This is a genomic window from Actinomadura sp. RB99, from assembly GCF_014706005.1.
Classification (GTDB): Bacteria; Actinomycetota; Actinomycetes; order Streptosporangiales; family Streptosporangiaceae; genus Spirillospora.
In genome coordinates this window covers 17886-35867 of record NZ_JABMCA010000089.1, presented here as the reverse complement: position 1 = coordinate 35867, position 17982 = coordinate 17886, and the positions used below count along the sequence as shown (strand labels likewise).

Here is a 17982-nt window from a genome sequence, read left to right as displayed (position 1 = left end):
TGCACCCCGGCGCCGGCCCCCGCGGCCGCCCCGCCCCCGGCGGCGGGAACGCCGACGCACGCGACGGTCGCCGCGACCAGCCAGCTCGGCCGCGCGAGCAGCCCGGCGAGCGCGCGCCGGGACGTCCGCGGCGCCCGGCCCGCCCAGGGGAAGGGGACGGCGGCCGTCACGCGGCGTCCCGGCACAGCATGGCCCGCACCGTCAGCAGCAGGATGCGCAGGTCGGACGCGAACGTCCAGTGGTCGATGTAGTGGTTGTCGAGGCGGGCGCGCAGCTCGATGGAGGTGTCGCCGCGGAAGCCGTGCACCTGCGCCCATCCCGTCATGCCGACCGGGACGCGATGCCGCAGCATGTAGCCGGGGCACGTGCGGGAGAACTGCTCGACGAAGTGCGGGCGCTCCGGGCGCGGCCCGACCAGGCTCATGTCGCCGCGGACGACGTTCCACAGCTGCGGCAGCTCGTCCAGCGACGTGCGGCGCAGGAACCGGCCGACGGGCCCCATCCGGCGGTCGCCCTCGACGGTCCAGCGGGTGTCGGACTCCTGCTCGTCCGCGGGCTTGAGCGTGCGGAACTTCAACAGGACGAACTCCTCGCCGCCGCGGCCAATCCGGCGCTGCCGGAACAGCACGCCGGGGCCACCTTCGAGGCGGACCGCGACGGCGCACGCGGCGAGCAGCGGCGCCGCCAGCAGCAGCGCGGCCAGGCCGACGGCGAGGTCGAGGGCGCGCTTGGCGAACCGGGGCGCCGCGCCGCGCAGCCGCCAGTCGACGCGCGCGCACGGCAGCCCGGCGAGGTACTCGCGCCGCGCGGGCTCGACCGGCACGACGTCCGACGGCGGCTGGACGAGCAGCGTCTCGCACGGCAGGCCGAAGCAGATGCGCAGCACGGCGTCGAGCCGGCCGGGGTGGACGTCCTCGGCGACGATCAACACGGTGTCGGCGCCGTGCTCCTCGACGAGGCCGGGCAGGTCGGCGGCGTCGCCGAGGACCGGCAGGCCGGACGCCGCGTCGGGGCCGCCGGCCCCGACGAGCCCGACCGGCGCGAGCCCGAACTCGCCGCGCGTGCACAGGATGTCGATGACGTGGTCGCTCGTCGCGCCCGTCCCGACGACGAGGGCCGTGCGGGCGCGGGACCGGCGGCACCGGTAGGTGCGGGCCGCGGCGTTGCCGAACGCGCGGGCCGTCAGCGCCAGGACGCCGGCGACGGACGCGATCAGCAGCCAGGCGGCCGTCCCGGCCCGCGACGGGGCCGCGCCGGGCGTCAGGACCGGCAGCAGCGCGGCGGCCAGCGCGCCGACCACGAGCGTCCGGACCAGCACCGGCCGCGCGTCGGCGAGCAGCGACGGGCTGCGCCGCATCCGGTACAGCCCGCCCGAGGCGTTCAGCGCGACCAGGGCGGCGGCAGCGGCGGCGGGCAGCGCCCCGTCCGGTCCGGCGCCGCGCGCGACGGCGACGGCGGCGGCCATCGCCCAGCCGTCCGCGACGGCGAGGCAGGCCGGGTACAGCACGGCGAGCGGGGACAGGGCGCGGCGGCAGCGCGGCGGCAGCGGCGGCGGCGGGACAGGGGGCGGCGCGCCGGAACCGGCGGGCGCGCTGGAGTCGACGGATGTGCTGGACTCGACGGATGCGCTCAGCCCCTGGGCTCTCATCTCGCGCGTCCCTTCGCTGACAGAACCTCACCGGCGGGTGACCCGGCGGTGCCCGCGGTGCCGCGGTGCCGCGCGCATTCCCCGCCGCCGAACATGGGGTCCGCGGGCGGCCACGATCCAGCATCGCAGCGCGTTCCGGCGCTGATCGCCGCTTTTAACGAAGGCCACCGCAGACTTGAAGAGAAGATCGACACTGTCCGGGTGCTACCCACGTGACCTGCGGCGATGACCCCATCACCGCTCATCGCTTTCGCCAAGAAACACCAAGGACGCAATCGCCGCGCGGGCCCTTGCATTTTCATATCCGGCGACGCCGACGACACATTTCCTTTTCGCCCGTCCCCGCGCCGATTGCGAGCATTGACATGCGTTCCCCGGTCCCGCCGCCGGCCCCGCGGCGGCCGCAACGGCGGCGGCGCGCGCCCGTCCGGGCGCCCCGGCGCCCGGAACGGATGGTGCGCCAGGGGCGAAAGATGCGAAGAACGCCCCCCACGATGCGAACCTTCGGGGCACGATGGACGTCACATGTGATCGGGCGTGAAAACCGGCCGTCCCCCCTGGTACGGGCCGGGAAGACAGGGCCGTTCGTCAGCGATCTCGTTGCGGGGTCCGCGCCCCGCCGGGTTCGGGTGGGCTGGATGAGGGAGAACGGTGCGAGGGAAGTCGTTTGCGGTGGTCGCTGTGGTCCTGGGACTGGCGACGGCGTGCGGTGGCAGCGGCGGCGAGGGCGGGACGACGGCGGCGGGCGGTGAGGACGGCGCCCCCAAGGTGACGATCACCCCCGCGAACGGCGCCGGCAAGGCCCGCCCGGACGAGGGCGTGACCGTCACGTCGACGGGCGGCACGCTGGGCCAGGTCTCGGTGAAGCTGAAGGGCGCCGAGGTGCCCGGGAAGCTGTCGGCCGACAAGACCCAGTGGCACTCGACCTGGACGCTGCAGCCGGGCGGCAGCTACCAGGTGTCGGCGACCGCGACCTCGCCCAAGGGCAAGGCGACCACGGCCACCAGCGCGTTCAAGGCGAGCAGGGCCACCGCCGCGACCGTGATCAACAACGTGGTGCCGAGCCCGAACGAGACGGTCGGCACCGGGATGCCGGTCTTCATCCAGTTCAACAAGGCCGTGCCGGCCAAGGCGCGCGCCGCCGTCGAGAAGAGCATCGAGATCTCCTCGACCAAGCCGACCGAGGGCGCGTGGCGGTGGCTGGCGGCGGGCGAGTCGTTCAACGGCCTGCCGTCCCTGGTGTTCCGCCCCAAGCACCCGTGGGAGCCGCACCAGCGGGTGTCGGTCACCGTCCACTACGCCGGGCTGAAGATCGGCGACAACGTGTTCGGCGCCAAGGACGTGACCCGCAAGTTCAAGATCGGCGACTCCCACACCGTCCAGGTCAACGCCAAGACCGACAAGCTCGTCGTGAAGAAGAACGGCCGGACGGTCCGCACCTGGGGCGTCAGCCTCGGCGCGGGCGGCGACGTCCAGTCCGACGGCGTCGACCACCTGCTCACCACCAGCGGCGTCCACCTCACCATGGACCACAGCCGCCTGGAGCGGATGCGCCCGCCGGGCAAGAAGAAGGGCGACCCGGGCTGGTACGACGAGCAGGTCCCCTTCGCGACCCGCATCTCCAACAGCGGCGAGTACATCCACCAGAACATGGACGACCCGACCTGCCTCGGGAACCGCAACTGCAGCCACGGCTGCGTCCGCTCCCCCGCGGGCGACGCGCAGTGGTTCTACAACTGGTCCTACCGCGGCGACCTGGTCACGATCACCGGCACCAAGCGCCAGCTCCAGTGGACGAACGGCTGGGGCTACTGGCAGCTGCCGTTCGCCAAGTGGGCGCAGGGCAGCGCCCTCGGCAAGCCCGTCACCACCACGGCCCTGGGCGCCTGACCCGCGCCCCCGCAGCCCTCACGGCCGCGCCGATCCCGTCCGGGACCGGCGCGGCCGTTCCCGTTCCGCGCAGCCGCGCGGCGGCGGCGGTCCGGCCGCGAGCCGGCGCGGCCGTCAGACGAGGGGCAGGGCGGCGGGCGCGTTCTCGGGGACGGCCGGGGAGCGGGGCGCGACGCGCTCGACGCGCCGGTACGGGGCGCCGGGCTCGGGGCGGGGGTCCTTCTCGCCGCGGTTCGGCCAGAACGCCATCGCCCGCTCCGCCTGCGCCGTGATGGTGAGCGACGGGTTGACGCCGAGGTTCGCGGTGACCGCCGAGCCGTCCACGATGTGCAGGCCGGGGTGGCCGTGGACGCGGTGGTAGGGGTCGATGACGCCGGTCTCGGGCGTCTCGCCGATGACGCAGCCGCCGATGAAGTGCGCGGTCGTCGGGATGTTGAACAGGTCGAACCAGGTCCCGCCGGGGGTGGCGTCGAGCTCCTCGGCGAGCATCCGGACGGCCTTGTGCGCGACCGGGATCCACGTCGGGTTCGGCTCGCCCTCGCCGAGCCCGGCGGACAGGCGGCGGCGCCCCAGCAGGCCGCGCTTCTCGGTGACCGTGATGGAGTTGTCGGCGGTCTGCATGACGAGCGCGATGACGGTGCGCTTCGCCCAGTCCTTCAGCGACAGGCCGCGCAGGATGACCGTCGGGTGCCGGGCGGCCTGCCCGAGGAACTTCAGCCAGCGCGGCGCGCCGCCGCCGTCGACCAGCAGCGTCCGGATGAACCCCATCAGGTTGTTGCCGGCGCCGTAGCGGGTCGGCTCGATGTGGGTCTTCTCGTCGGGGTGGAACGAGGAGGTGATGGCGAGGCCGGTGCTGTGGTCGACGTCCTTCTTGCGGTGCCACACCGTCATCCGCTCGACGCCGAGGAGCGCCTCGGAGTTGGTGCGGGTCAGCTCGCCGAGCCGGGGCGACAGGCGCGGGAGCCGGCCGGCGGCGCGCATCCGGTGCAGGAGCCGCTGCGTGCCGTAGGTGCCGGCGGCGAACACGACGTGCTCGGCGGTCAGCGCCCGGCGGCGCTTCAGCAGCGGCCCGGTGCGCTCGATCTCGACCCGGTAACCGCCGCTCCCGGCGCCGTCGCCCGCAGCGCCGTCGCCCGCAGTGCCGTCGTCGAGGGGCGTCACCGCCGTCACGGTCGTGTCGGCCAGCACCTTCACCCCGGCCTGCTCGGCCAGGTACAGGTAGTTCTTCGTCAGCATGTTCTTCGCGCCGACCCGGCAGCCGATCATGCAGGAGCCGCACGCGGTGCAGGTCGTCCGGCGGGGTCCGGCGCCGCCGAAGAACGGGTCGTCGTGGTCCTCGCCGGGCCTGTCGCCGAAGTACACGCCGACGGGCGTCGGATGGTAGGTCTCCCCCACGCCCATCCGGTCGGCGACGCGCTTCATCGCCTCGTCCGCCGGGGTGACGAGCGGGTTGACGGTGACGCCGAGCATCTTCTGCGCCTGCCGGTAGAACGGCTCCAGCTCGTCCTGCCAGTCGGTGATGTGGCCCCACTGCCGGTCCTTGAAGAACGGCTCCGGCGGCACGTACAGGGTGTTCGCGTACACCAGCGAGCCCCCGCCGACGCCCGCGCCCGCGAGGACCAGCACGCCCGCCTTCCCGCCGACGAGGTGCATGCGCTGGATGCCGCGCATCCCGAGCCGGGGCGCCCACACGTACTTGCGCAGCCGCCACGACGTCTTCGGCAGCGTTCTCTCGTCGAAGCGGCGCCCCGCCTCCAGCACGGCGACCCGGTACCCCTTCTCCGCCAGCCGCAGCGCCGACACGCTGCCGCCGAACCCTGACCCGACGACGATCACGTCGAAGTCGTAGGCGTCACCGGACATGGGAGCATCACCTCACTGGGGGACCGCCGGGCATGGGGTCCCCGACTATGGCGCCGCTCTCCGTCGCGCACCATGCACGGGGCGCAACGATTCGGCGGTCCTTTTGTCACCGGATTGACAAAAAACGGGTCGTCAGCGCGCGGCACCGCGGTTCACGAGCCGGGCGTGCAGGATCAGCTCCATCTCCAGGCAGCGCCGCGGGTCCCGCAGGTCGTCCCCGAAGAGGTCCTGCAGATGCCGCAGCCGGTAGCGGACGGTCTGCGGGTGGACGCGCAGCCGGCGGCTCGCGTCCGCCGCGTTGAAGTTGTGCTCCAGCAGGGCCAGCAGCGTCTCCGCGAGCCGCTCCCTGCGCGCCGGCGGGACGGCGCTGAGCGGCGCCAGCCGGGTCGCGGCGGCGTCGTCGATCAGCTCGCCCGCCCGCGCGATCACCAGCGCGGGGACGTGCTCGGCGCTGCGGATCAGGCCGCCGTCCGGGATCACCCCGCGCGCGGCGAGCGACAGGGTCTCGCGCGCCCACCGCAGCGAGTCCCGCGCCCGCGCGAGCGGCACCGCCGGGCCGACCGCGACCGCCCAGTCCCGGAGCAGCGCGTCGGGGAGGCGGGGGCGGCCGGGGCCGTCGGGGTCCGGGACGATCAGGCACGGCTCCGGCGCCCCGAAGTCGCAGAGCAGCCCGTCGGCGGCCGGGGCCGGCGGCGTCCGGACGCCGTTCTCGCGGCGCTGCCGCGCCACCGCGACCGCCACCGTCGCGGGCAGCGGCCAGCGGGCCTCCCCGGCCAGCGCCGCGACCCGCGCCTCGTCCGCGGGCGGGTCGGCGAGCAGCAGGTGCAGCAGCCGGGCGCGCGCGGCCACCTCCGCCGTGTACCCGGCGGCGATCACCTCCGCCACCGCGTCCATGTAACAGAACTGGGCGTCCACGACGAGGCTGAGCGCGCCGAGGTCGAGGTCGAGGCCGCCGGGGACGGCCGCGAGCGTCCGCCACGCCGCGAGCGCGGAGCGGCGCAGCGCCTGCTGCACCTCCACCGGGTCGCGCCCTTCGCGGGCGAGGTGCCGGCCGACCCGCAGGTAGAACGCCGCCACCCGCTCCCAGCCGGCGCCGGGGTCCTCGACCAGGTCGCAGAAGTGCCGGATCCCCGCGACGATCCCGGCCCGCGCCCGCCCGGCCTCCTCGTCGGCGAGCGGCGGATCGCCGCGCCGCAGCTCGTTCAGGACCTCGTCCGCCGCCCGGCCCACCTGGGGCCGCAGCCGTTCGGCCACGCCCGCCGGGACGGCCTCGAAGGGCCGCACGTCCAATCCCGTTCGCACCACGCGTCGATCCCCCTGTCCCAGGCCCGCCGGTCGGCGGCGCTCCCAGGATCGCGGATCGGACCCCGATTCCGATTGTCGCTGGAATAAACCGTTCGGCGCGCCTTCATGGAGTCGACTGACAAAAGCGCGGGCCGGATGACGGTGACGTTTCGCAATTCCTGGAAGGCCAAGGAAATCGTCGCCCGGACACGCGTTGGACGGACCATTTCCGCTGCGCTAACCAGGATTAATTGGTGTTGGCGGGTGTGGTGGTGAGGGTGAGGCCTGTGGTGGTCAGGCAGCCGTTGATCACGTCGGGGTGGTGCTGGATGACTTCGAGGCGGTGCTTGATCATGGCGGTGAGGTGGTCCAGGTCGGTGGCCAGGAAGTTGGCCATGGAGCGCTTGAGCAGTGACCACACGCTCTCGGCGGGGTTGAGGTCGGGGGCGTAGGCGGGCAGGTAGAACACCTGCAGCCAGTCGGCGTGGGCGCCGATGAACGCGCGCATCGCGGCGGAGTGGTGGATGTTCAGGTTGTCCCAGACCAGCACGATCTTCCCGCCGGGTAACCGCTGGTGAACGGACTGCAGCAGGCTCTTGTACTCGTTGAGGGTGAAGGCGGCGCGTTCGCCTTTGCGGCGGCGGTAGTGGTGCAGTCGGTAGATCAGCCGGGGCCGATGCCCGGGCCGGTAGCAGACCATCCCGGCGACCGAGACCCGCCCGCCCTGGTCACCGCCGTGCACCCTCACCTGCGGCCGGAGCCCCCGCCGGGACCAGGAGCGTCCGCGGGGCGGCCTGAGCCCTTGACCTGTCTCGTCTTGGAAGCAGATCCAGGCGCCCAGGTCGCCTGCGATGCTTCCACCTGCGGCCACACCCGCTCTTTCCACACCTCGACGGCCTGGTCGTCGCGCTCGATCGCGCGGCGCCCCGGGACCTGCACCGACCAGCCGTTGCGGCGCAGCAGCAGCGACACCCCCGGCAGGGTGTACTCGACCCCGAACAGGCCCTTGATCAGCGCCGCGATCCGGCCCAGCGTCCACCGCTGGTCATCGGCATACCCGTGCGCGGCCGGCCCGCGGTTCAACTCGGCCTCCAACCGCGCGAACGCCGCCTGGTCCAGCCGCGCCCGCCGATGCGGCCCCTTGGACCGCAACGCCTCCGGCCCGCCCTGACGCCAGGCCTGCCGCCACTTCTCCACCTGCCGCAGCCCCACCCGCAACTGCGCAGCGATCCACGCGTTGGCCCGGCCCTCACCGAACCACTGCGCGGCCTGCATCCGCACCTGTTCCCGCCGCTCACGGCCCGCGTCGGTCATCCCGCCGCCCTGGGGGTATCTGGCCATGCCACCGGCATACGCCCACACCACCCGCCCGTCCACTCACCAAACCGCCATGACCCATTAACCCTGGTTAGGGCCGGTCGCGGCCCGGCCACCTGGGGTGCTCGCTACTGCTGGAACGTGTCAATATTCGTGATGCGCCATTGGTGGGAATGGTGCACGGCGGTGACGGCGAGCATGGCGGGGGACGTGGTGCTCTTGCCGTCGCTGGTGCGGGTCGTCTGCTGGTCGGCGTAGACGAGGAGGCGGGCGCGGCCGTCGCGGAGGTCGGTGACGGCGCTGTCGGTCACCTTCGTGCTGAGGACGGTCTTCTGCCGCGGCGCGTCGGTGCGGACGCGGGTCATCAGCGCCGCGTACTGGCGGACGGCCGCGCCGGTGAGGCAGGTGCGCGCGGCGGTGTCGGTACGGCCCGGGTCGGTGTAGGCGTAGGAGAACAGCCGGCCGACCATGTCGGCGACGGCGCCCTTGACCTCGCTGGTGGCGGCGCTGTCGGTGAGGGCGGTGTTCCGGACGGCGGGGTCGGCGCGAACGTCGCGGGCCTGCCGGTGCATCCAGACGCCGGACGCGGCGAGCAGCACGGCGAGCAGCCCGAGGACGGCGGGCGAGGAGGCGGCGGCCCTCCAGCGGGCGCCGCCGAGGATGCGGGTGGTGTGCGCGGCCATGGCGGGCCGTCCTCTCACGTCGTGCCCGTCGGGGCCTGGCCGAGGTCGCTGAGCTTCCAGCCGCCGCCGGTGCGGGCGAGGCGGCCTTCGAGCCGGTTCTGCTTGGTGACGGGGGCGCCGCCCGGCGGGGTGACGGTGGTCTCGACGGCGACGAGCACGCTCGCCTTGCCGGACCGCTCGTCGAGTTCGGAGACGGCCGCGCCGAGGATCCTCGCGGTGGTGACGGTGCGGGCTGTCCGGACCCGGTCGGTGAAGCCGGCGCGGTCCTGGGCGATCTGCCGGTGGAGGTCGCCGGTGGTGGAGTCGAGCCAGGTCCGAAGGCCGGCGTCGACGGTGCGGTAGTCGAGGGTGTTGAGGTTCTGGACGCCCTGCTCGGCGCTCTGCAGGACGTCGTCGCGGGTGCGGGAGTAGGCGTAGGAGCCGTCGTGGGCGGCGGTGTACCAGTTCCAGCCGGCCCAGGCGGCGAAGAGGGCGGCGAGGACGGCGCAGCACGCGGCCGTCCGCCGCACGGTGTCGGTGCTCTGCAGGGTGTCCGATTCCGGCATGGCGGGCCTCCCGGTCACGCGGACTTCAGCTCGGTGATGCGCCAGTGGCCGTCGTCGCGGTGCGCGGTGACGGTGAGCTGGGCGGCGGCGGGCGTGCCGTCGGGCCTTCCGGCGCGGGTCGCGGTCTGGTCGAGGAAGACCAGCAGCCGCGCGGTGTCGCCGACCAGGGAGATGACGCCGGCGCGGGTGACGCGGGTGGTGAGCGTGACGCGCTGGGCGGGCGCCTGCCGCGCCACCTGCCCGAAGATCTTCGTGTACTGCGCGGCGGCGGGGCCGGTGAGCACGTCGGCGGCGGCGCGCCGCGCGGCGTCCACGTCGGCCGGCGTGTAGCTGAAGATGCGGCTGAGCGCGGTGGACACGTCGCCGGTGACGTCGGTGGTGGCGACGCCGTCGAGGACGGCCCGGTCGTGCGGGGTGCCCCCCGCCCCCGCGCCTCCGTCGCGGAGCCGTCCGGCGACCGGGTGCAGCAGCAGCGCGATCAGGACGAGGCCGAGCGCGATCCCGAGCGGCCTGGCGAGGCCGAGGAGGCGGCTCACCGGGCACCGGCCGGGAGTGCGGTGAGCGATTCGAGCTTCCAGCCGGCCGCGGTGCGGACGGCGCCGGCCTCGAAGCGCTTGCGCTGCAGGCTGGGCGTGCCGCCCTGCGGGGTGAGGGTGACCTGCACGGACGCGATGACCTGGGCCTTGCCGGCGGCGGTGTCGAGGGAGGTGACGGCGGCGCCGGTGACGGTCGCGGACGCGCTGGTCCGGGACGCGCCGATCTTCGCGCGGTTCGCCGGTTCGTCCCGCTGGAGCTGGTCGTGCAGGGGGCCGGTGGTCGCGTCGAGCCAGGCCCTGAGCCCGGCGGACGGGTCGGACCGGTCCATGGTGTTCAGCGCGGCGATCTCGCGGCCGGTGCTGCGCAGGACGAGGTCGCGCTCGCGTTCGGGGCCGGTCGCGCGGTCGCCGCCCGCCGTGACGAGGGTGAAGACCGTCCAGCCGAGGAAGGCGGCGGCGGCGAGGACCGCGGCCCAGCCGATGAGGCCCCACCCGGCGAGCAGGGGGCGGCGTTTCGCGCGGGCGGGGGGCCGGGGCAGGGGTTCGGCTTTCACGGTCGTGGCCATCAGTGCCCTCCGTTCAGGCCGAGCAGCGCGCTCATCCCGGACGGTCCGGGCGCGACGCCGGGCAGCGCGAGCGCTCCCGGCAGCGCGGCGTCCGCGGGCGCCGACGCCGTCGCGGTCCCGCCGAGGACCGAGCCGGGACGCGCCGCGGCCGGGAAGGGCGGGTGCGGGGCGTTGGCCGACCCGCGCACGTTGACCCCGCTGGACGCGGGCGCCGTGCAGCGGGCCGCGGTGTTGAGCGCGGGGCCGGGCGACGTGTCGAGCCCGTTGCGGTACTGCGTCCCGCCGTATCCGGATGTGCAGGGCAGCGGGTCGAAGAAGGTGTTGACCATCCCGAAGTTGAGGCGGCCGTCGTGCGCGACGGTCAGGCCCATCGAGACGGCGGCGGGGAGCTTCGCGAGGAGCTGTTCGAGGCCGTCGGTCCGGGGCTGGAGGACGCGGGAGGTGGTGAGGAGGTTCGCGACGAGGACGCTCATCGACGGGTCGAGGTCGCGGACGAGTCCCTGGAGCTCGCCGGCGGCGCCGGGCGCGGTGGACACGAGCCGGCGGAACGCGGGGTCGGAGGCGCGCAGCTGCGCCGCCAGCAGCCGGGCGTCGCGGCCGAACGACTTGAGCGCGCCGGACTCCTCGTCCTGCGTGCGCAGGACGGTCTGGCCGTCGCCGATGAGGGAGCGCGTCGGCTCGATGTTCCGGTCGGCGGCCTCGGTGAGGGTGTGGCTGCTGTCCAGCAGCACCTGGAGGTCGGGGCCCTCCCCGGCGAAGGCGCGGCCGAGTTCGGCGACGACCGTCCGCAGCGAGCCGGTCGGGACGGACGCGGCGAGGTCGTTCACGCTGGTCAGCAGGTCGGTGACGGGCGCCGGGGTGGTGGCGGAGGAGCGCGGGATGACCGAGCCCGCGGCGAGGTAGGGGCCGGTGTTCGTGCGGGGCCGCAGGTCGATGTACTGCTCGCCGATCGCGGACCGGTTCGCCACGACGGCCTGGGTGTCGCGCGGCACCTTCGGCGCGGACCTGCGGATCCGCAGGTCCGCGATGACGCCGTCGGCGGTGAGGTCGAGGCCGCCGACGCGGCCGACCGAGGTGCCCCGGTAGGTGACGTCGGCGTTCTTCGCCAGCCCGCCCGCCTCGGGCAGGTCGACCTTGACGACGTAGTAGTCCTTCAGTCCGACGTAGCCGCCGAGGTCGGCGTAGTTCAGGCCGACGTAGCAGATCGCGAGCGCCCCGACGATGAGGAAGACGATGTTCTTGATCCTGGTGCCGATGGTCAGCATCCCGGTCAGCCCCCCTGTCCCGTCGGGCCGCCCGCGGGCCTTCCGTCGCCGCTGGTCGGCAGCGGCGTCACCGGCGGGACGATCTGGGTCCCCGGCTGCGCGGCGACCTGGAGGTACACGTTCAGGTAGTCGCCCTTCACCGCGGGCAGGACGGCGTCGGTGAACGGGTAGGTGAGCATGACCTGCAGCGCGTTCGGCAGGTCGTGCCCGGCGTCCGACAGCCTGCGCAGCGTCGGTTCGAGCGCCTTGAGGTCGGCGACGAGGTCGTCCTTGCTCCGCTCGACGGTCGTGACGGCCACCCCCGACAGCTCGTTCAGCGAGTTCAGCATCCGGACGAGCGCGCCGCGCTGCTCCTCCAGCACCTTCAGTCCGGGCTCGATGTCGTCGAGCGCGACGCCTATCTGCCCTTGGCGCGCGCGCAGGGTGGACGACAGGCGGTTGACGCCGTCGAGGGCGTCGGTGATGCCCTGCTTGTTGGCGTCGAGGTCGCCGACGAGCCTGCGCGCCTGCTCCAGCAGCGACCGGATCTGCGGCTCGTTGCCGTCCAGCGCCTTGTTCATCTCGGTGGTGATGGTGCGCAGCTGCGCGATCCCGCCGCCGTTGAGCAGCATCGACAGCGCGCCGAACACCTCCTCGACCTCCGGGTTCCGGTTGGTGCGCGACAGCGGGATCACCGCACCGTCCGCGAGCCTTCCCGTGCTCGCGGACGGCGCGGGCCCGCCCGGTGCGGCACCGCCCGGCGCGGCGGCGCCCCCCGGGAGTCCGGTGCGCTCGGGTCCGGCGCTGAGCTGGACGAACTTCTCGCCCAGCAGGCTCGACTGCTCCAGCTGCGCGTACGCGCCGGCGGGCAGCCGGACATCGCCGTTGATCCGCATGGTGACCTCGGCGGTCCAGCCGCCGGCGGGCAGCGCCACCTTCTCCACCCGGCCGACCGCGACGTCGTTGACCTTCACCGCGGACTGCGGGACGAGGTTCAGCACGTTCGCGAACTCCGCCTTCACCGTGTACGGGTGGTCGCCGAGGTCGGCGCCGCCGGGCAGCGGCAGGTCCTGCACGCCGCCGCCGACCCCGAGCGGGCCGCAGCCGCCGAGCGTCACCGCGGCGAGCGCGGCGCCGACGGCCGTGTTCCGGGCCCGCCGGGTCTTCGCGCGGCTCATGGCGCCCCCTTCCCCGTGCCGCCGGACGGCGCCGCCGGTCCCGCGGGCGCCGCGCGTCCGGTCGCCGGCAGCGGCGGGCTCATCTCGTTGAGGTCGCCGCGGCCCATCAGCGTCCGCGTCGCCGGGTCGTAGGCGTCGAGGACGTTGGTGACGGCGAGCGGCAGGTCGTCCAGCGCCTCGGCGAGGGACCGGCGCTGGTCCGCCAGCAGCTGCGTGATCTTCGACAGCTTCCGCACGTTGGTGCGGATCTGCTCGCGGTTGTCGTGCACGAACACCTTCACCTTGGCGAGGGCGGCGGCGAGCGCCTTGAGCGCCGCGTCCAGCTCCTGCCGGTCGTCGGCGAGGAACCCGGTGACGTCGGCGAGCCGCTGCTCGGCCTGCCGGACCTGCCCGTCGTTGGTCTTGAGCATCGAGGTGAACGTCGACAGGTTCGAGATCGTGGAGAACAGGTCCTTCTGCGAGCCGGAGAGGGTCCGCGCGGCCTGCGCCATCCGCTCGGTCGTGGTGCGGATGTCCTGGCCGTTGCCCTGGAGGTTCTCGGCGCCGGTGCCGAGGACGCGCGACAGGGCGCCGTCCTTGTTGACCCCGTCCGGTCCCAGTTCCTTCGACAGCCGGGTGATGCTGGCGTAGATCTGGTCGAGCTCGACGGGCGTCGCGGTCCGCTCGACGGGGATCACCGCGCCGGCCGCCATCTTCGGGCCGCCGGTGTAGGCGGGCGTCAGCTGGACGTACCGGTCGGCGACCAAGCTGGGCGCGATCGCGACGACGTTCGCGCCCGCCGGGACGTCGATCCCGCGGTCGACCGTCATCTCGGCCCTGACCTGCGTGCCCTCGGCCCGGACGGAGTTCACCGTGCCGACCTTCACGCCGAGGACCCGCACGTCGGAGCCCTTGTAGACGCCGACGGCGTCGTGGAAGTAGACGGTGATCCGGGTCCCGGCCGGGGGCCGCAGGACGAGGAACGCGATGGCGGCGGCGACGATGACGGCGAGGCCCGCTGCGACCAGCGTGGCCGGGCCGGCGAGTTTGCGCAGCATCAGTGCCCGCCCTTCCCGGGCGGCATGCAGCCCTTCTCCGGTGTCGTCTTCGGCGCGTAGTCCTTCGGGACGAGCCCGCACAGGTACCCGTCGAGCCAGCGGCCGTTGCCCATCGTGTTGCCGAGCAGCCGCGTGTACGGGCCCGCGGTCTTCAGCGCCCGGTCGAGGTTCTCCTGGTTCTTCTGGAGCAGGTCGGTGACGCGGCCGAGCGCGCGCAGCGTCGGGTCGAGCTGCTTCTGGTTGTCGTCGACGAGCCCGCTGATCTGCTGCGACAGCGACTGCGTGCCGACGAGCAGCCCGTGGATCGCCTCGCGGCGGCGGCCGATCTCGCCGAGCAGCAGGTTCCCGTCCCGCAGCAGCGCCTGGACGTCCTCGGTCTGCCCGGACACCGTCCCGGTGATCTGCCGGGTGTTCGCCAGCAGCCGGGACAGCTGCGAGTCCCGGGACGAGATCGTCTTCGACAGCGCGGACACCCCGTCGAGGGCCTGCCGGACGCTCGGCGCGGTGTGCGCGAACGCGCCGGAGATGGCGTCGAGGCTCTCGGCGAGCTTCCGCGAGTCGAGCTGCCCGGTCGTGGTGGCGAGGTCCTGGAACGCCTGCGTCACGTCGTAGGGGGACGTCGTCCGGGCCAGCGGGATCGTCCGTCCCGGGTCCTGCCGGCGCGGGCCGAGCGGGTCGACGGCGAGGTACTTGTCGCCGAGCAGCGTCTTGATCGCGATCGCGACGGTGCTGGCGTCGCCGACCCAGGTGCGCTTCACCCGGAACGCGACCGCGACCTTCGCGCCGGCCAGCCGGACGCCGGTGACCTCGCCGACCTTGACGCCGGCGACGCGGACCTCGTTGCCGGGCCGCAGCCCGGCCGCCTCGCTGAAGTCGGCCCGGTAGGTGGTGCCGCCGCCGATCAGCGGCAGGTCCTTGGCGTTGAACGCCGCGAGCCCGGCGGCGACGAGCAGCGTGATCGACACGATCGCGACGAGGACCGGGTTGCGCTCCCGGACCGGCTTCAGCCGCGGCCGCCTCACGACCCGCACCTCGCCGCGTCGGACCGCACGCCCGACGGCGCCGGGTGGCTCTCGCCCGGGTACTGCTTGTAGGTCACGCCGGTCACGGACGCCTCGCACATGTAGAAGTTCATCCACGACCCGTACGAGCCGATCCGGCCGATCGCCGCCATCTTCACCGGCAGCGTCCGCAGGAACCGGTCGACGGTCGGGGAGTCCTCGTTGAGGTTGGTGGACAGCCGCCCGAGCTGCGCGATGTCCTGCTTGAGCGGTTCGCGGCCCTCCCGGAGGAGGTCGGTGGTGACGCCGGCGAGGTCGTCGAGCGCGCTGACCGCCTCGCCGATGGACGTCCGGTCTCCGGCGAGGCCCGACACGAGCCGCCGCAGCGTCGTGATGAGGCTCGACAGGTCGTCGCCGCGCGCGTTGACGGTGTCGAGGACGGCGTTGAGGTTGTCGATGACCTGCCCGATGACCTGGTCCTTGTCGGCGATGCCGCTGGTCAGCGAGCCGACCGTGGACAGCAGGTCCTCGACGGTCCCGCCCTCGCCCTGGAGCACCTGGACGATCGACCCGGCGAGCTGGTTGACGTCCTTCGGCGACAGCGCCTGGAACAGCGGCTGGAACCCGTTGAACAGCTGCGTCAGGTTCAGTGCCGGGGCCGTCCGGTCGACCGGGATCGTCGCGCCGGGCGGCAGCGCGCCGGCGCCGCCCGTCCCCCGGCCGATCTCGAGGTACCGCTGGCCGATCAGGTTCAGGTACTTGATCGTCGCGGTGGACGAGGCGGGCAGCGCGCGGCCGCGGTCGACCTTGAAGGTGACGAGCGCCTGCCGGCGCCCGACGACCCGGATCCCGCCGACCCGCCCGACCTGGACGCCGGCGATCCGCACGCTGTCGCCGTCGCGGAGCCCGGACGCGTCGGTGAACCGCGCCCGGTACGTCACCGATCCGCCGCCGCCGGTCTGCGCGATGGTGAGCGCCAGCATGGCGGTCGCGACGACCGTCACGACGACGAACGCGAGCGACTTCCACAGCGGGCCGAGCAGTCCCCTCCGGTTCATCGGATCCGCACCTCCGTGCCGCGGTAGACGGGCCCGAGGAGCACGCTGCTCCAGTCCGGCAGGTCCTCGGGGACCTCCTGGAGGCCGGGCGCCAGCAGCTCGTTGACGAGGCGGTTCTCCTCCGGGGAGTTCGGCAGGCCGAGCGCTCCGGGCGCGACCGCGACCGGCGTGGCCGCGTTCGGGGGCGCCGACCTGACGGTGGCGGGGCCGCCCGCCGGGTAGCAGTGCGGGCCGCTCTTGTCGGTGTAGCGGGGCGCGTCCTTGCCGGGGACGTACCGGCCCTTGTTCCGGACGGTCGTCACGTCGACGTGCAGGCCCGGCCGGTCCGTCCCCTTGCCGAGGACCTTGTCCATCAGGGGGATGAAGTCGTTCAGCATCCGCAGCGTGCAGGGCATCTCGGGCGAGTACTTCTGGAGCACCTGCAGCGAGGCGCGGCTGTCGGCGGCGAGCCCGATGAAGTTGGCCGAGTTCTCGTGCAGGAAGTCCGACATGTCCTGCGAGGCTCCGGTGACGGTCGCGTACAGCCGGCTGAGATCGTCCTTCTGGCGGACGATCGACCGCGTCGTGTAGCTGAAGTCGTTGAGCGCCTGGAGGATGTCGGGCGCCGCCTCGCTGTAGGCGTTGCTGACCGCGACCAGCTCCCGGATGTCCCGGTTCAGCGCGGGCAGGCTCGGGTTGATCTTCTTCAGGTAGGCGTCCAGCTCCACGAGGGTGTCGCCGAGCTGCCCGCCGCGCCCGCTCAGCGCCTGCGACACCGCCGTCAGCGTCGCCGACAGCTGCGCCGGCTGCACGGCGGTGAGCAGCGGGTACAGGTTGTCCATCACCCGCTGCAGCTCGATCGCGTTGGACGAGCGGTCCTGGCTGATGGTGCTGCCCGCCGTCAGCCGCGCCGGGCTCGGGTCGGCGGGCGGGATCAGCGCGACGAACCGCTGCCCGAACAGCGTCGTCGGCAGCAGCTGCGCCGTGACGTTGCTCGGCAGCAGCCTCACCTTGTCCGGCTGGATCGCCAGCTTCAGCGTCGCGACGCCGCCGTTGGACGACACCGTCCGCACCTCGCCGACGACGACGCCGCGCAGCTTCACGTCCGCGTGCGGGTGCATCTCGCTGCCCGCGCTCGCCGTCTTCAGCGTCACCCAGTCGACCTTGGTGAACGCCTTGTCGTAGAACGCGATCGACAGCCAGACCAGCAGCGCCGGCACCAGCAGGAACGCCACCCCCGCGAGCCGCCGCTCGGCGACCGGCTCGCGTCCCGCCCGCCTGCGCCTGCGGGCCTCGCGCCGGGCGTTCATCCGGCCACCTTCACCGTCGTGTTGGTGCCCCAGACCGCGAGGCTTAAGAAGAAGTCGCTCACGCTGATCAGCACGATCGACGTGCGGACCGCCCGGCCGACGGCCTTGCCCACACCGGCGGGGCCGCCGGCCGCGCGGTAGCCGTAGTAGCAGTGCGACAGGATCACCAGGACGCTGAACACCAGCACCTTGAGGAACGACAGCACCACGTCCGTCGGCGACAGGAACAGCCCGAAGTAGTGGTCGTAGGTGCCCGCCGACTGCCCGTTCACCTTCACCGTGACCTCGCGGGACGCGAGGTACGCGCACAGCAGCCCGACCGCGTACAGCGGGACGATCGCGACCGCGCCCGCGATGATCCGGGTCGTCACCAGGTACGGCAGGCTCGGGATGCCCATCACCTCCAGGGCGTCCACCTCGTCGCTGATCCGCATCGCGCCGAGCTGCGCGGTGAACCCGGCGCCGACCGTCGCCGACAGCGCGAGGCCCGACACGACCGGCGCGATCTCGCGCGTGTTGATGTAGGCGGACGCGAACCCGGTGAACGCCGACGTCCCGATCTGCTGGAGCGCGGAGTAGCCCTGCATCCCGACGACGACACCGGTCGCGAGGGTCATCGCGACCATCACGCCGATCGTCCCGCCGATCACGCCGAGGCCGCCGCTGCCGAACGCGACCTCCGACAGCAGCCGCTGCACCTCCTTGCGGTAGCGGTGCAGGGCGCGCGGCGTCCACAGCAGCGCCTTGACGTAGAAGGTGCCCTGGTCGCCGGGCTGGTCCAGCCACGCGAACCACCGGTTGGGGCCGCCTCTGACCACCGTCAAAAGGCGTTTGCCGGGGGGT

17 protein-coding genes are annotated in these 17982 nt (G+C 73.5%); 1 reads left to right on the top strand and 16 read right to left on the bottom strand.

Annotated features, from left to right (window positions below; genetic code table 11):
- Nucleotides 1–166: 166 nt before the first annotated feature.
- Nucleotides 167–1648 (bottom strand): exopolysaccharide biosynthesis polyprenyl glycosylphosphotransferase, encoded by a 1482-nt coding sequence (locus amrb99_RS43555; protein ID WP_190867724.1) that lies wholly within the window; start codon nucleotides 1646–1648, stop codon nucleotides 167–169.
- A gap of 672 nt (nucleotides 1649–2320) precedes the next feature.
- Here amrb99_RS43555 and amrb99_RS43550 point away from each other — a divergent pair.
- Nucleotides 2321–3538 carry an Ig-like domain-containing protein gene (locus amrb99_RS43550; protein ID WP_190867722.1) on the top strand — a complete coding sequence of 406 codons (1218 nt, stop codon included), beginning with the start codon at nucleotides 2321–2323 and terminating at the stop codon, nucleotides 3536–3538.
- A 114-nt stretch (nucleotides 3539–3652) separates the two neighbouring features.
- On the opposite strand, the gene amrb99_RS43545 is transcribed toward amrb99_RS43550, so the two are convergent.
- The 15 genes from amrb99_RS43545 to amrb99_RS43475 form a co-directional block, all read right to left on the bottom strand.
- On the bottom strand, nucleotides 3653–5401 hold the full coding sequence (locus amrb99_RS43545; RefSeq protein ID WP_190867720.1) for a GMC family oxidoreductase: 1749 nt from the start codon (nucleotides 5399–5401) through the stop codon (nucleotides 3653–3655).
- A gap of 132 nt (nucleotides 5402–5533) precedes the next feature.
- Nucleotides 5534–6706 (bottom strand): helix-turn-helix domain-containing protein, encoded by a 1173-nt coding sequence (locus amrb99_RS43540; RefSeq protein ID WP_190867718.1) that lies wholly within the window; start codon nucleotides 6704–6706, stop codon nucleotides 5534–5536.
- A 226-nt stretch (nucleotides 6707–6932) separates the two neighbouring features.
- A complete protein-coding gene (locus amrb99_RS43535) occupies nucleotides 6933–7514 on the bottom strand; it encodes an IS630 family transposase (protein ID WP_347257116.1) in 582 nt (193 codons plus the stop codon).
- On the bottom strand, nucleotides 7430–8026 hold the full coding sequence (locus amrb99_RS51985) for a winged helix-turn-helix domain-containing protein (protein WP_241756493.1): 597 nt from the start codon (nucleotides 8024–8026) through the stop codon (nucleotides 7430–7432). The genes amrb99_RS43535 and amrb99_RS51985 overlap by 85 nt, the downstream gene beginning before the upstream one ends.
- Nucleotides 8027–8130: 104 nt before the next feature.
- Nucleotides 8131–8685 carry a hypothetical protein gene (locus amrb99_RS43525; RefSeq protein WP_190867714.1) on the bottom strand — a complete coding sequence of 185 codons (555 nt, stop codon included), beginning with the start codon at nucleotides 8683–8685 and terminating at the stop codon, nucleotides 8131–8133.
- Nucleotides 8686–8699: 14 nt separating this feature from the next.
- Complete coding sequence (locus amrb99_RS43520; RefSeq protein WP_190867711.1) at nucleotides 8700–9230, bottom strand: hypothetical protein; 531 nt, start codon at nucleotides 9228–9230, stop codon at nucleotides 8700–8702.
- Between the two features lie 14 nt (nucleotides 9231–9244).
- Nucleotides 9245–9766 (bottom strand): hypothetical protein, encoded by a 522-nt coding sequence (locus tag amrb99_RS43515; protein ID WP_347257115.1) that lies wholly within the window; start codon nucleotides 9764–9766, stop codon nucleotides 9245–9247.
- Nucleotides 9763–10332: a hypothetical protein gene (locus tag amrb99_RS43510; RefSeq protein ID WP_190867709.1), complete on the bottom strand. Its 570-nt coding sequence runs from the start codon at nucleotides 10330–10332 to the stop codon at nucleotides 9763–9765. Before amrb99_RS43510 ends, amrb99_RS43515 begins: the two co-directional genes overlap by 4 nt.
- The gene (locus amrb99_RS43505; RefSeq protein ID WP_190867707.1) at nucleotides 10332–11597 is read right to left on the bottom strand and encodes an MlaD family protein; all 1266 of its coding nucleotides are present in this window, start codon (nucleotides 11595–11597) and stop codon (nucleotides 10332–10334) included. Before amrb99_RS43505 ends, amrb99_RS43510 begins: the two co-directional genes overlap by 1 nt.
- A 5-nt stretch (nucleotides 11598–11602) precedes the next feature.
- Nucleotides 11603–12754 (bottom strand): MlaD family protein, encoded by a 1152-nt coding sequence (locus tag amrb99_RS43500; protein WP_190867705.1) that lies wholly within the window; start codon nucleotides 12752–12754, stop codon nucleotides 11603–11605.
- On the bottom strand, nucleotides 12751–13791 hold the full coding sequence (locus amrb99_RS43495; RefSeq protein ID WP_190867703.1) for an MCE family protein: 1041 nt from the start codon (nucleotides 13789–13791) through the stop codon (nucleotides 12751–12753). The genes amrb99_RS43500 and amrb99_RS43495 overlap by 4 nt, the downstream gene beginning before the upstream one ends.
- The gene (locus amrb99_RS43490; protein ID WP_190867701.1) at nucleotides 13791–14813 is read right to left on the bottom strand and encodes an MCE family protein; all 1023 of its coding nucleotides are present in this window, start codon (nucleotides 14811–14813) and stop codon (nucleotides 13791–13793) included. Before amrb99_RS43490 ends, amrb99_RS43495 begins: the two co-directional genes overlap by 1 nt.
- A complete protein-coding gene (locus amrb99_RS43485; RefSeq protein ID WP_190867699.1) occupies nucleotides 14810–15850 on the bottom strand; it encodes an MCE family protein in 1041 nt (346 codons plus the stop codon). The genes amrb99_RS43490 and amrb99_RS43485 overlap by 4 nt, the downstream gene beginning before the upstream one ends.
- Entirely contained in the window at nucleotides 15847–17139 is a 1293-nt protein-coding gene (locus tag amrb99_RS43480) for an MCE family protein (RefSeq protein ID WP_190867696.1), read from the bottom strand. The genes amrb99_RS43485 and amrb99_RS43480 overlap by 4 nt, the downstream gene beginning before the upstream one ends.
- Nucleotides 17136–17963, bottom strand: a complete 828-nt coding sequence (locus amrb99_RS43475) for an ABC transporter permease (RefSeq protein ID WP_241756492.1) — start codon at nucleotides 17961–17963, stop codon at nucleotides 17136–17138. The genes amrb99_RS43480 and amrb99_RS43475 overlap by 4 nt, the downstream gene beginning before the upstream one ends.
- Between the last annotated feature and the right edge of the window lie 19 nt (nucleotides 17964–17982).